Genomic DNA, 12,793 nt, shown 5'->3' with positions numbered 1-12,793 from the left:
GGTCACCACCGCCACCGCGACGCCCACCGCCAGTGAGGCCAGCGCGACCAGAGCCACCGCGCCGACGGCCTGCCACTGCATCGCGTGCATCCGGTCCGCGGGCACTTCCAGACGCAGCGAACCCGAGGTGCCCATGGACAGCGACTGCGCCACCGGATCGTGCACACTGGGCACGCCCGCGGTGACGCTCAAGGCGGCGTCCTCGGGGGTCGGGTAGATGATCGTCAGCTTGCCGCCCTGCGGAATCAGCGCCTGCACCAGATGCAGATCGAGGGTGCCGTGCACCAGCCCGTCCGCCTGCTCCTGCCCGCGCACCTCCTGCGCCATCCGATCCAGCCGGGCCATCAGGTCGTTGCGATTGATATCGGCCACCCACTGCCAGGCCGTGAACGCCAGCGGGATGCCGAGCACGACCGTGGTGAGCAGTAGCGCGGCCAGCATGGACCGCAGAATTCTGCGCCGCATCCGCGGTCAGTCGGTGTTGAACCGGAAGCCGACGCCCCGGACGGTGACGATGCGCCGCTCGGCCACCGGGCCCTCGTCGCCGATCTTGCGACGCAGCCAGGACATGTGCATATCGAGCGTCTTGGAGCCGCGCAGATCCGCATCGCCCCACACTTCGCGCAGGATCGCCTCGCGCGGCACCACCTGACCGGCCCGGTCGATGAGCACCTTGAGCAGCTCGTACTCCTTGTTGGCCAGGTTCACCTCGTGCCCCTGGACCATGACCCGCCGGGCCTGCGGTTCCAGGCGGATGCCGCCGATCTCGACGGCCTCGTCACCGATTCCGCTGCGCCGCAACAACGCTCGCACCCGGGCCAGCAGTTCGGCCAGGCGGAACGGTTTGCCGACGTAGTCGTCGGCGCCGGCGTCCAACCCGACCACGAAGTCGACCTCGTCGGTGCGGGCGGTGAGCATGAGCACCGCGAGGTCCGCCCCGTTGGCGCGGACCTGGCGGCAGACCTCGAGTCCGTCCATCCCGGGCAGGCCCAGATCCAGAATCAGCAGATCGTGCTCACCGTGCAGCGCGCGCTCGAGAACGGCCGGTCCGAAACTTTCCACGGTCACCGAATAACCCTCGCGTCCCAGCGCCCGGGACAGCGGGGCGGCGATGGCCTCGTCGTCTTCGGCGAGCAATACGGCGGTCACGTGACCAGACTACGTTCCCGGCCCGACGAGTGATGCACGGATCAACGGTAGTCCCGCTGCCCGCGCTCGTAATCCGATTCGGGCTGCCGATCCGAACGCGGATCGCGGGAGCCCTCGAAGACCTCGTGGTACAGCAGCGCGTGCACATGCTCCACCTCGGGAATGTCGTGGTATTCCAGCGGATCTCCGGACGCGGCGTCGATGATCAACGTCCCGGTGCCGAGCAGACGCTCGAAAAGCCTGTGCCGAAACTGAACACTGGCGATGCGGTTCATCGGGATATCGATCCCGGTATGGGTCAGGACCCCGTCCCGCACCAGAACCCGCCGATCGGTGATGATGAAATGCGTTGAACCCCAACGGATCACCGGACCCACGCCGCGCCACAGCACGACCACCGCCCAGACCGCCGCGATGGCGATCAGCACCGCCGTGCGCGCGGTGTCCCCGACGTGCCGCCAGGCCAGACCCCCCGCGAATCCGGCCAGCGCAGTCGCCAGGATGAATGTGACCGCGGGCCAGAACAACATCTTCCAATGCGGGTGGCGATGCAGCAGCAAGCGCTCGTCCGGCGCAAGCAGCCCCTCCGGATAACCCATGACCCGACCCTACCGCGCGATCGCGCGAGAATTGCCGCCGGCCAAGCGCACCACGGCGGTAGCCGCATCACCGAAATCCCAGCTCGACTTGCTCCAGTTTCGATTTACGACAGCGGAGGCGTGTTTTGACAGAGGAATTGACCCAGCTCGAGATTCTCAGCGAACTCGAGCCGGTGGCCGAACAGAACCTGAACGGACATCTGTCGATGGCCAAGGAGTGGCACCCGCACGACTACGTGCCCTGAGACCTCGGCCGCAACTTCGCGGCAATGGGCGGACAGGACTGGGACCCCTCGCAGTCCGCCCTCGGTGAAGTCGCCAGGGTCGCGATGATCACCAACCTGCTCACCGAGGACAACCTCCCCTCCTACCACCGCGAAATCGCCGAGAACTTCTCCCAGGACGGCGCCTGGGGCACCTGGGTCGGCCGCTGGACCGCCGAAGCGAGGCCGGACTGGATATCTGGTGCCGCAACGGCGCGATGATGGCCGAACACGGCATCTACGAGAAGGACGTGCTCGAGTTCGAGGAGCAGCGCGAGGCTGCTCGCCCGCGAGGCGGCGCGGGCGCTGGCGAAGGTGTAGCCGCCGCGGAATTCGTTGCAGGACAACAGAACCCTCGCCCGGATTCGGGCGAGGGTTCGCTTCGTTCGAGTGACTAGGATTCGACCGGGCGCAGGTGGGTGACGTCCCCCGCCGAGACGGCGCGACCCCCGATCAGCAGTCGGCCGACCTCATCCACGTCGGTGGCGATGCCGAGAAGTACCTCGCCGCCGGGCAATTCGGCCCGGACCTGCGCACCGAGGGTGCTGCAGCGCTCCCGATACCGTTGCGCCAGTTCGGCGACGTCCCAGTGCGCATCGCGCCACCGGGTGAACTGCGCGGCGAACTGGCGCAGGATCGACAGCGTCAGGGCGGTGCGATCGACCTCGGCGGCTCCGGCCAGAGCCAGCGAAGTCGCCTGCGGGACAGGCAATTCATCCTGTGCCAGAGAGACATTCAGCCCGACGCCGATCACCACCGCGGGTGCGTCACCGGGCGAGGCGACCTCGGCCAGGATGCCCGACAGCTTGCGGCCGTCGATCAGAACATCGTTGGGCCACTTGAGATTCGCGTTCAGTCCGGTCGTCTCGCGCACCGCGTCGACGACGGCCACGCCGGTCAGCAACGGCAGCCAGCCCAGTGCGGCCGGGGCGATACCGGCCGGGCGCACCAGCATCGACAGCGCCAGCTGCGCCCGCGGCGGACTCGACCAGGTCCGATCGTGGCGCCCACGACCGTGCTCCTGTGTCTCGGCGAGCAGTACGTGCCCGTCCGCGGCCGGATCGCTCGCCCGCGCGATCAGATCGGCATTGGTGGATCCGGTCGACTCCACCACGTCGATCCGCGAGAAGAACGACAGATCCGGCGATTCGGCGATGCTCCGCTGCAGCTCAGCGATGTCCAAGGGGGGCCTGTGCACGTCTGGCAGGCTACACCGGCCGCCGCCGGGCACGCTCGAACCCACCCCGGACGCGATGATGGCGTCGCACCCCGCACGGTGCGACGCCATCATCGGTCTCGGCTCAGCCTGCCAGGCAATAGGCATTCGCGCCGGAGATCCCGGCCAGCATGTCGTCGTCTCGATGATCGCCGGAACGCTCGTCCTGCTCCACGTCCGCCCGGGCCCACGGCTCCGGGTCCACGACCGTCGGCCGCGACTCCCGGTGCAGCCAACCGCTCCGGCTCGCCGCCACGGCCCGCTCGGTAACTGTCCTACTCCACTCCCACATACCGCGCCTCCCCTTGCTCGGATTCAGGATCTCTACCGTAACGCGAACAATCCCCACGAGACAGTGATTTTCCGGGCACCCCGGACGACACACGGAGCGAAGCAACCGCGCGCATCCGTAAACCTCTGTGCGGCAACGTGTGTCGCGCACCACCTGGATCGACAGGAGTTCCGGCCGGTCGGTCGGACGGTTACCGCAATGCCGCACCGGTCATTTCGATGGAATCGTTACCGCCCCGGCCGGGCTCACACGGGTTGCAGGCCCAGGGCTCCGGCGACGAAGCGACGTACCGCGGTCTCGCCGGTTTCCAGTGCGGCGGAATAACCTTCGCGGGCCCAGCCCGAAATGGCCGCCGTACCATCGGCATTCGGCGTCACCACGATCTCGGCGACGAGTTCGGCGGTGGTGGGCTCACAGACGGCCCACGAATAGCCGGTCTCCTCGGCCCATTCACGGGTGCGGTGCGTCACGTGGTCCGGATCGGTGATGCCGCCCTCGGCCAGAGCCGGGCGGTCGTCGATGCGATCGTCCGCGCGCAGGGCGCGCAGATACCAGGCGCCCGCATTGATCTCCACGGGTTCCATCTACCGGCCCCGCCGCCGGTCGCGACGCTCCCGGCGCTCCTCGCGCCGCCGCTGCCCCTGATCGCGGCGGCCGGACGGGCCCAGCAGGATGGCGGCCGCGGGAATCAGCAGGAACCACAGCCAGGTGTGCAAGACGAAGAACAGCACCAGCGCCACGATGACGGTGAGCCCCATCGCCGCGCCGCGTATCTCCGCGCGGCCGCGGCGATGCTGCTGCGGCGGGGCGGACTGTTGCGCCTGCGCAGCCGGTTCGGGCAGGTCGGCGAATACCCCGACCAGATCGCCGCGGGTGGTCGCGGCCGCGACCACCGCGCTGCGTTCGTCGAATTCGGCGACCGACAACCGCCCGGCGGCGAAATGATCGGAGAGTCGCCGCATGGCGGTCTCACGTTCCGCGGTACCGATGCGGATGTCGGGTGAATCGGCCATAGCACGAGATTAACCCCCGGCCGCCGCGACCGGGTGAGGGCGGTGGCCCCGGGCGCGGGAATCACATTGGCTCCGGCACACCCGTCGGATTAGGGTCTGATCATGGACCGGGATCGCCGTAGCTGTATGGGGCCAGCCGTCGTCGTGCCCAGCGCACGGGGATGCTGATGGCCGGGCGGCAGTTCGGCCCGTATCGGCTCGACCGGCTGATCGGGCGCGGTTCGGCGGGTGAGGTCTGGCTCGCGCACGACACCGTGACCGGTCGCGCGGTGGCGCTGAAGATCCTGTCCCCGGCCGCGGCGGAGGATCCGGACTACCGGCGCAGATTCGAACGCGAGGCGAATATCGGTGCGCGCCTGGACAATCCGCACGTCGTGCCGATCCACACCTTCGGCGCGCACCAGGGTCGGCTGTACCTGGACATGGCGCACATCCCCGGGGTCGACGTCGCGCGCAAACTGCGCCTGGGCCCGATGCGCGCACCCGAAGCGGTGGATCTCATCGCCCAGGTCGCCCAGGCACTCGACGCCGCCCATGCCGCCGGGCTGGTCCATCGAGATGTCAAGCCCGCCAACATCATCGTGCACGCGAGCGGATTCGCGTATCTGATCGATTTCGGCATCGCGCGCATCTCGAACCAGACCACCATCACCGCAACGGGTTTCACCATCGGCACGCTGGCCTATATGGCCCCGGAGCGGTTCGCGGGCGATGCCGAACCCCGTTCGGACATCTACTCGCTCACCTGCGTGCTCTACGAATGTCTCACCGCGCGAAGGCCGTTCGGCGATACCGATCCGGTGCAGCAGCTGCACGCGCACCTGCACGAGGATCCGCCGCGCGTCGAATCCGCGCCCGATGCGCTCAACGAGGTCATCGCCCGCGGAATGGCCAAGAAGCCGCAGGACCGGTACCGCACCGCCGGTGAGCTAGCGGCCGCCGCACTCGCCGCGATCGGTATGGCGCAACCGATTCCACGAACGCCGCCGGAACTCGAACCACCGGGCCGTACCCGGGCGCTGCCGCCACTCGAGGGGCGAGAACCACTGCGGCCCAGGCGCATCGTGACCGAAACCGGCGCACCGGCGAGTCGAGGACCGCAGCCGACCCGGGTAACTCCCGGCCACGCCGCGCCCGTCGAAGCGGGACCGCGTCCGACCCGCGTACTGGCGGTGAACCCGGACGAGGCCGCCGACGCCGAGCCGGGCCTGATCCGAGCGCCCGCGACGCACCATCCGGTGTTCACACCCAGGGTCATCCGCGTCATCGTCGCACTGGTGATCCTGGCCATCGTCGTCCTCGCGGTGATCGTGGGCTGTACCGCCCTGATGAGCGGCGGCGGCCTGAACGTCGTGAACCCCGGAACAACCATCCCCCGTTCCCCCGCGACCACCGCCGAGGTCCCCGCACCGACCTCCGAACCGGGCGGGCAGGTTCCGACGACCGTCCCGCAGATCCCCGGCTTCACCTTCACCTTCCAGCTCCCCGCCCCCACCTTCACCATCGTCCCGGCCCCCAGCATCGTCATCCCGACCTGGCCGTGGCCGCCCGCGGGGCAGTAATCGCCCGCCCACCACGTTCGCGCGACCTGCACCGCGGTACAGACCGAGGGCCCGCCCACTCGACGGAGTGGACGGGCCCTCGGCTGAAAACTGCTGTGGCCTACTTGATTTCGGCCAGGACGGTGCCCTGGGTGATGGCCGCGCCCGCCTCGATCGCCAGACCGGTGACGACACCGGACTTGTGCGCGTTGACCGGGTTCTCCATCTTCATGGCCTCGAGCACCACGATCAGATCGCCCGCCTCGACGGTCTGCCCCTCGGTGACCGCGACCTTGACCACGGTGCCCTGCATCGGCGCGGTGACCGAGTCACCCGACGCGGCGGCACCCGCGCCCGCACCACGCTTGCGCGGCTTGGGCTTCTTGCGGACCGGGCCCGCACCGTTGCCGCCACCGGCTGCGACACCCGCACCGACGGTGAACTGACCCGGCAGGGACACCTCCAAGCGACGCCCGCCGACCTCCACGACAACCTTCTGCCGCGGCTCGTCCTCGTCCTCGATGGGCTGGCCACCGGTATAGGGCTCGATCGGGTTGTCCCAATCGGTTTCGATCCACTTGGTGTAGACGTCGAACTTCTCGCCGTCGCCGATGAACGCCGGGTTCTCCACGATGTGCCGGTGGAACGGCAGGACCGTGGCCAGACCCTCGATCTCGTACTCGGCCAGCGCCCGTCGGGCCCGCTCCAGAGCCTGGGTGCGGTTCTCGCCGGTCACGATCAGCTTGGCGAGCATCGAGTCGAACTGACCGCCGATGACGCTGCCCTCGACCACACCGGAATCCACGCGCACGCCGGGGCCCGTGGGCTCCTTGTACACGGTCACCGGGCCGGGGGCGGGCAGGAAGTTGCGGCCCGCGTCCTCACCGTTGATCCGGAACTCGAACGAGTGCCCGCGCGGGGTCGGGTCCTCGGTGACGGACAGCTCGTAGCCCTCGGCGATCCGGAACTGCTGACGCACCAGATCCAGGCCGGAGGTCTCCTCGGTCACCGGGTGCTCGACCTGCAGCCGGGTGTTCACCTCGAGGAAGGACACCGTCTCGCCCTGCACCAGGTACTCCACGGTGCCGGCGCCGTAGTACCCGGCCTCCTTGCAGATCCGCTTGGCGGACTCGTGGATCTTCGCGCGGACCTCGTCGGTCAGGAACGGCGCGGGGGCCTCCTCGACCAGCTTCTGGAACCGCCGCTGCAACGAGCAGTCGCGCGTACCGGCGACCACGACGTTGCCGTGCTTGTCGGCGATCACCTGCGCCTCGACGTGCCGCGCCTTGTCCAGGTACTGCTCCACGAAGCATTCGCCACGCCCGAACGCCGCGGTCGCCTCACGCGTCGCGGACTCGAACAGCTCGGGAATCTCCTCGATGGTGTGCGCGACCTTCATGCCGCGCCCGCCGCCACCGAATGCGGCCTTGATCGCGACCGGAACGCCGTACTGTTTCGCGAACTCCACGACCTCGTTCGCGTCCTTGACCGGGTCCTTGGTGCCCGCGGCCATCGGCGCCTTCGCCCGCTCGGCGATGTGCCGGGCGGTGACCTTGTCACCCAGATCCCGGATCGACTGCGGCGACGGGCCGATCCAGATCAGGCCCGCATCCAGCACCGCCTGCGCGAAATCGGCGTTCTCGGACAGGAATCCGTAGCCGGGGTGGACCGCGTCGGCGCCGGCCTTGGCCGCCGCGTCCAGCAGCTTGTCGAACACCAGGTACGACTCGGCCGAGGTCTGCCCACCCAGGGCGAACGCCTCGTCAGCCAGCTTCACGAAGGGCGCATCCGCATCCGGCTCCGCGTACACCGCGACACTGGCGATACCGGCATCCTTGGCGGCCCGGATCACGCGCACGGCAATCTCGCCCCGGTTGGCTACAAGGACTTTGGTGATCTGCGCGTTGGCATGGTTGGGCACTGAGCCTCCTGTGCTCTGAATACTTTCGTCTCGGGCGAGTGTAGGCACTCTGCCAATAGAACCCGAACCCGGGCGGTACTACCGAACAGTAGGAGGGTCATCGGATCCCGGGCGCCACGGCCGTGTCCGGCACCGATACGACCTGCCCCGGCGCAGCCCCCTTGACGATGGGCGTGCGGACGGAATTCCCCCATTCGGTCCACGAACCGTCGTAGTTTCGCACATCCGCGGACCCGAGCAGAAACGTGAGCACGAACCAGGTGTGCGCGGCCCGCTCGCCGATCCGGCAGTAGACGATCGTCTCCTCGTCGGCCGGGATGTCCGCGTAGATCCGATCCAGCTCCGCGCGGGACCGGAACCGCCCGTCCGCGCCGACGGCCGAGTTCCACGGAATGCTCACCGCCGTGGGGATGTGGCCGGCGCGCAGCGTCTGTTCGTCCGGGCGGTCGCGAATCCGATCGAGCTCGCCGGAGTACTCCCCGGCGGTGCGGACATCGATCAGCGGGCGGCCCAGATGTCCGCGCACATCGTCCAGGAAGGCCCGCGCGCGACTGTCGTCCCGCTCCACGACCGGATAGTCGTTCAGGCCCGCTACCGGCACCTCGAAGGTGGTATCGCGTGCCTCGGAGATCCAGGCGTCGCGCCCGCCGTCCAGCAGGCGCACATCCGCGTGGCCGAACAGGGCGAAGACCCACACCGTGGCCGCGGCCGTGCCGTTGCCCTTGTCGCCGTAGACAACCACGGTATCTTCACGCAAAATACCCTTCGCCCGCATCAGTTCGGCAAAACGCACGCCGTCCACGACGTCTCGGGTCAGCGGATCGGTAAGCTCGGCGCGCCAGTCGATCTTGATGGCACCTGGCACGTGCCCGATGTCGTAGAGCAGAACGTCGTCGTCGGACTCGACGATCTTGAGCCCTGGCGCACCGATGTTTGCCGACAGCCACTCCGTGGTTACCAGTCGGTGAGGGTGTGCGTGAGAGCCGAACGAAGGATGAGGGTCCGAGGCGACGGGCACGGTGGTTGGTCCTTCAGGCGTGATAGACGGTGGTCGAGCGGTTCCGTTCCGATGGTAAGCGCGAAGCCTTACAACAACTGGTCCCCCAGTCGCGAATCGGATGAATGAGCGAATAAGTCGCAGCCTCATCCGATAAAGTCTCCCGGGAGGAGGGGTGAGCTATGTCCGATTCTTGGCCGCGACGGCGTCTGCTCGCGATACTACGCGGCGCCAGCGAGCCTCTCGATGCCCAGCAACTGGCGAGAGTCACCGGCCAGCACGTCACGACCGTCCGATTCCACCTCGACGTGCTCACGCGCGAGTCGCTGGTACGGCAGTTCCAGCAGCCGCCGCGGGGCCGCGGCCGCCCGCGGATCGGATACAGCGCCGTCCAGCGATCGGTCGGCTACCAGGATCTCGCCCAGGTGCTCGCCGATCAGCTCGGCAGTGATCCGCGCCGTCGCACCGAAGCCGCCATGGCCGCCGGACGCGCCTGGGGTGCGAAGTTGGAGACGCTCGAGCAGCCGATCGAGAGTCTCGAGGACGCCCGGAACCTGATCGTCACCGCGATGTCCGAACTCGGCTTCGCACCCGAACGCGAGGCCGGTCCCGAACCCGACGAGCAGGCGCTGATCCGGATGACCGGCTGCCCGCTGCGAGAACTGGCCCGCACCCATTCGGAGGTGGTGTGCGGAGTGCACATGGGCCTGCTGCGTGAGGCGCTGGATCGCAACGGCGCACACGACACGGTGAACGTGCGACTGCACCCCTTCGTGGGGCCGGAATTGTGTGTGGCGCGCCTGGAGGCGGTGAAGGACTCGCTGGTCCCCGATCCCGCCACGATGCCCGACGCACCGGCGGGTGCGACCGAGCCGCGGATCGCCGCCGCAGTCCAGTCAGCGAGCCGCGTCGGCCCGCAACTGCGCCCCGTCGACCCACAGCTGCGTCACGGCGACACCCACGTCACCCAGCAGTCGACGCACCAGCGGTAGTCCGATTCCGATGACGCTGGACGGATCGCCATCGATGCGATCCACGAACCAGCCGCCGCGCCCGTCCAGGGTGAACGCCCCCGCCACCTGCAACGGCTCACCGGTGGCGATGTAGGCGTCCAGTTCGGCGGCCGCCGGCGCGGCGAAATGCACGGTGGTGCCGGTGCAGTCCGCGGCCTCCGCGACGATCTGCGCCTGACGCACCCGCAGCACGCAGTGTCCGGTCAGCAGATCGGCACTGCGCCCGGCCATCACGGCCCAACGCCGCAGCGCCACCTCGGGAGTCAGTGGTTTGCCCTGCAACTCGCCGTCGACCAGCAACATCGAATCACAGCCGACGACAACGCAGTCGGCGACGACATCGGCATTCTCGGCGATCAACGCGGCGGCCACGGCCTCCGCCTTGGCGCGCGCGAGGGCACAGACCACGCCCTCAGGGGCGGTACCGGCGGGCAGGGCTGCCGCCACCGCGTCCTCGTCGACGTGGGAGACCCGCACCATCGGGTCCAGGCCCGCCGATCGCAACACCTGTAGCCGGGCGGGCGAGGCCGACCCGAGTACGAATCCCGTCACGTCAGTCGCGCAGGTGCGACAGGAAGGGGAAGGCGTACGGCGAGAACGGCATCGCGCCACGGTGCATCATGGTCGGCTTGCCCCACAGGTCCACCGGCCCGGACTGCACGGGCGCGGCGGAGGCGGCGCTCGCCGCGGCCGCGAATACGCACACCAGAGCAGCCAGCTCCGCGTCGGTCGGCGAGCCCTTCAGGATCCGGATGTCCGGTCCCGCATTCGATTCGGACTCGGCCACCACCGGCTCCACCGTGCCGACGACCTCGTCGACAGACAGAGCCAATTCGGCGGCGCGAAGGACCTCTTCATCAGCCACAGCCGTCACAGCGCCAGCTCCTCCTGTATTCCTTGCCCGGCCCCGGAGAGGCCCGGCGTCCGGGGGCCGGAGTGTCTCCGGAGCCCTCGAACGGTATTCGTTGCGGCTCTCGACTAGGTGAGGGCCGTTCTCTTCCATCTTTGCTCGGATGTGCCGCTCGCGCGGCGAGTGTAGGACGTCTCACAGCAAGTGTGCGCCCCGCACTGGGCATATCGTCTGATCAGAGCGGAATGTTGCCGTGCTTTTTCGGCGGCAGAGCAACCATCTTCCGCTCCAGAAGTCGCAGCGCCGAAACAATTTGACCGCGGGTGTGCGAGGGCGGAATGACCGCGTCGACGTAGCCACGCTCGGCGGCCACGTACGGGTTCACCAGCGTGTCCTCGTACTCGTTCTGCAGCTCGAGGCGCAGCGCGTCAACATCGGCCCCCTCGGCGGCGGCCTGCTGCAACTTCTTGCGGTAGACGAAACCGACCGCACCCGAGGCGCCCATGACCGCGATCTGCGCGGTCGGCCACGCGAGGTTGACGTCGGCGCCCATATGCTTGGAGCCCATCACGTCGTACGCGCCGCCGTACGCCTTGCGGGTGATGACGGTGATCTTGCCGACCGTCGCCTCGCCGTACGCGTACAGCAGCTTGGCGCCGCGGCGGATGATGCCGTTGTACTCCTGATCGGTGCCCGGCAGGAAGCCCGGGACGTCGACCAGGGTGATAATCGGAATGTTGAACGCATCGCAGGTGCGCACGAAACGCGCGGCCTTCTCCGAGGCGTCGATGTCCAGGCAGCCGGCGAAGAAGGTCGGCTGGTTCGCCACGAAACCGACGCTGCGGCCGTCGATCCGGGCGAACCCGATGATGACGTTCTGCGCGCGCTCGGCCTGCACCTCGAGGAATTCGTCGTCGTCGACCAGGCGACGGATCACCTCGTGCATGTCGTACGGCTGGTTCGGGGAGTCCGGCACGATCGTGTCGAGCTCGATGTCCTCCTCGGTCAGCGAGTCCTCGATCGCACCGTCGACCGGGTCGGTGGCCGGGAAGCGCGGGGCCTCGGCGCGGTTGTTGCTGGGCAGGTAGCTCAGCAGATCCTTGACGTAGTCCAGCGCGTCCTGCTCGCCCGAGGCGACGTAGTGCGCGGTACCCGACTTCACCATGTGGGTGTGCGCGCCACCCAGCTCCTCCATGGTGACCTCTTCACCGGTGACGGTCTTGATCACGTCGGGGCCGGTGATGAACATCTGGCTGGTCTGGTCGACCATGACGACGAAGTCGGTCAGGGCCGGGGAGTACACGTGCCCGCCCGCGGCCGCACCCATGATCAGCGAGATCTGCGGGATGACGCCCGATGCCTGGATGTTGCGGTGGAAGATCTCGCCGTACAGGCCGAGCGAGACCACGCCTTCCTGGATGCGCGCGCCCGCGCCGTCGTTGATGCCGATCAGCGGACGGCCGGTCTTGATCGCCAGGTCCATGACCTTGACGATCTTCTCGCCGTAGACCTCGCCGAGCGAGCCGCCGAAGACGGTGACGTCCTGGGAGAAGATGCACACGTCGCGGCCGTCGATGGTGCCGTAACCGGTCACCACGCCGTCGCCGAGCGGGCGGTTGTTCTCCAGGCCGAAGTTGACGCTGCGGTGCCGGGCCAGTGCGTCCATCTCGACGAACGAGCCCTCGTCGAGCAGGGCGAGGATGCGCTCGCGGGCGGTCATCTTGCCCTTGGCGTGCACCTTGTCCACGGCGGCCTCACCCATCGGGTGCTTGGCCTCTTCCAGCCGATTACGCAGATCAGCCAGCTTGCCAGCCGTGGTGTGGATATCAGGGGCGCCCGCCGACCCCGGCGTTGGCTGCTGCTGGACACTCGTCATGTCCCGGAGTGTAGCCAGTACCAGTGCCGCACGGAATTCCAGTATGGGCTACTGATGGGTACC

The 12,793-nt window shown here is 68.3% G+C and carries 13 protein-coding genes and 2 pseudogenes; 3 read left to right on the top strand and 12 right to left on the bottom strand.

The genetic code is table 11. From position 1 onward, the window contains the following. The 3 genes and pseudogenes from ON40_RS06490 to ON40_RS06480 form a co-directional block, all read right to left on the bottom strand. Positions 1-465, bottom strand: a pseudogene (locus ON40_RS06490) (sensor histidine kinase); the annotation flags it as partial. A 6-nt stretch (positions 466-471) separates the two neighbouring features. Further along, a complete protein-coding gene (locus tag ON40_RS06485) occupies positions 472-1,149 on the bottom strand; it encodes a response regulator transcription factor (protein WP_040819389.1) in 678 nt (225 codons plus the stop codon). 41 nt (positions 1,150-1,190) lie between these two features. After that, positions 1,191-1,748 carry a PH domain-containing protein gene (locus ON40_RS06480; RefSeq protein ID WP_040819386.1) on the bottom strand — a complete coding sequence of 186 codons (558 nt, stop codon included), beginning with the start codon at positions 1,746-1,748 and terminating at the stop codon, positions 1,191-1,193. A gap of 125 nt (positions 1,749-1,873) precedes the next feature. Here ON40_RS06480 and ON40_RS49640 point away from each other — a divergent pair. Beyond that, positions 1,874-2,191: pseudogene (locus ON40_RS49640) on the top strand (acyl-ACP desaturase); the annotation flags it as partial. A 214-nt stretch (positions 2,192-2,405) separates the two neighbouring features. On the opposite strand, the gene ON40_RS06470 reads toward ON40_RS49640, so the two are convergent. The 4 genes from ON40_RS06470 to ON40_RS06455 form a co-directional block, all read right to left on the bottom strand. Continuing rightward, positions 2,406-3,209, bottom strand: coding sequence for a biotin--[acetyl-CoA-carboxylase] ligase (locus ON40_RS06470; protein WP_245567687.1), 804 nt, complete (start codon positions 3,207-3,209; stop codon positions 2,406-2,408). 103 nt (positions 3,210-3,312) lie between these two features. Beyond that, positions 3,313-3,483 (bottom strand): hypothetical protein, encoded by a 171-nt coding sequence (locus tag ON40_RS06465; protein ID WP_157186217.1) that lies wholly within the window; start codon positions 3,481-3,483, stop codon positions 3,313-3,315. Positions 3,484-3,764: 281 nt separating this feature from the next. Next, a complete protein-coding gene (locus ON40_RS06460; RefSeq protein WP_040819378.1) occupies positions 3,765-4,103 on the bottom strand; it encodes a hypothetical protein in 339 nt (112 codons plus the stop codon). Further along, positions 4,104-4,532: a DUF1707 SHOCT-like domain-containing protein gene (locus ON40_RS06455; RefSeq protein ID WP_040819376.1), complete on the bottom strand. Its 429-nt coding sequence runs from the start codon at positions 4,530-4,532 to the stop codon at positions 4,104-4,106. It abuts the gene before it with no gap. Between the two features lie 167 nt (positions 4,533-4,699). Here ON40_RS06455 and ON40_RS47950 point away from each other — a divergent pair, with 167 nt between their 5' ends. Further along, positions 4,700-6,094, top strand: a complete 1,395-nt coding sequence (locus tag ON40_RS47950; protein ID WP_169541828.1) for a serine/threonine-protein kinase — start codon at positions 4,700-4,702, stop codon at positions 6,092-6,094. A gap of 100 nt (positions 6,095-6,194) precedes the next feature. Here the strand turns inward: ON40_RS47950 and ON40_RS06445 are convergent, their stop codons facing one another. Then, positions 6,195-7,994, bottom strand: coding sequence for an acetyl-CoA carboxylase biotin carboxylase subunit (locus ON40_RS06445; RefSeq protein ID WP_040819373.1), 1,800 nt, complete (start codon positions 7,992-7,994; stop codon positions 6,195-6,197). A gap of 97 nt (positions 7,995-8,091) precedes the next feature. Then, positions 8,092-9,012, bottom strand: coding sequence for a sulfurtransferase (locus ON40_RS06440; RefSeq protein ID WP_040819630.1), 921 nt, complete (start codon positions 9,010-9,012; stop codon positions 8,092-8,094). A 161-nt stretch (positions 9,013-9,173) separates the two neighbouring features. On the opposite strand from ON40_RS06440, the gene ON40_RS06435 reads away from it, so the two are divergent. Then, on the top strand, positions 9,174-9,983 hold the full coding sequence (locus ON40_RS06435; RefSeq protein ID WP_040819371.1) for a helix-turn-helix transcriptional regulator: 810 nt from the start codon (positions 9,174-9,176) through the stop codon (positions 9,981-9,983). Here the strand turns inward: ON40_RS06435 and ON40_RS06430 are convergent. The 3 genes from ON40_RS06430 to ON40_RS06420 form a co-directional block, all read right to left on the bottom strand. After that, positions 9,888-10,556 carry a Maf family protein gene (locus ON40_RS06430; protein ID WP_040819368.1) on the bottom strand — a complete coding sequence of 223 codons (669 nt, stop codon included), beginning with the start codon at positions 10,554-10,556 and terminating at the stop codon, positions 9,888-9,890. The two genes, ON40_RS06435 and ON40_RS06430, sit on opposite strands and share 96 nt — an antisense overlap. A gap of 1 nt (position 10,557) precedes the next feature. Continuing rightward, positions 10,558-10,878 carry an acyl-CoA carboxylase subunit epsilon gene (locus ON40_RS06425; protein WP_040819365.1) on the bottom strand — a complete coding sequence of 107 codons (321 nt, stop codon included), beginning with the start codon at positions 10,876-10,878 and terminating at the stop codon, positions 10,558-10,560. A 211-nt stretch (positions 10,879-11,089) separates the two neighbouring features. Further along, entirely contained in the window at positions 11,090-12,730 is a 1,641-nt protein-coding gene (locus ON40_RS06420; protein WP_040819363.1) for an acyl-CoA carboxylase subunit beta, read from the bottom strand. Between the last annotated feature and the right edge of the window lie 63 nt (positions 12,731-12,793).

It is taken from the genome of Nocardia jiangxiensis NBRC 101359 (assembly GCF_000308615.1).
GTDB classification, from domain to species: Bacteria; Actinomycetota; Actinomycetes; order Mycobacteriales; family Mycobacteriaceae; genus Nocardia; species Nocardia jiangxiensis.
Note: the sequence above shows the minus strand (reverse complement) of the source record. Positions and strands in the feature narration are given on the sequence as shown.

Bases quoted from the DNA above. Each gene is read 5' to 3' on its own strand.
- ON40_RS06480 (WP_040819386.1), bottom strand. From the start codon at position 1,748: ATGGGTTATCCGGAGGGGCTGCTTGCGCCGGACGAGCGCTTGCTGCTG.
- ON40_RS06460 (WP_040819378.1), bottom strand. From the start codon at position 4,103: ATGGAACCCGTGGAGATCAATGCGGGCGCCTGGTATCTGCGCGCCCTG.
- ON40_RS06455 (WP_040819376.1), bottom strand. From the start codon at position 4,532: ATGGCCGATTCACCCGACATCCGCATCGGTACCGCGGAACGTGAGACC.
- ON40_RS47950 (WP_169541828.1), top strand. From the start codon at position 4,700: ATGGCCGGGCGGCAGTTCGGCCCGTATCGGCTCGACCGGCTGATCGGG.
- ON40_RS06435 (WP_040819371.1), top strand. From the start codon at position 9,174: ATGTCCGATTCTTGGCCGCGACGGCGTCTGCTCGCGATACTACGCGGC.
- ON40_RS06420 (WP_040819363.1), bottom strand. From the start codon at position 12,730: ATGACGAGTGTCCAGCAGCAGCCAACGCCGGGGTCGGCGGGCGCCCCT.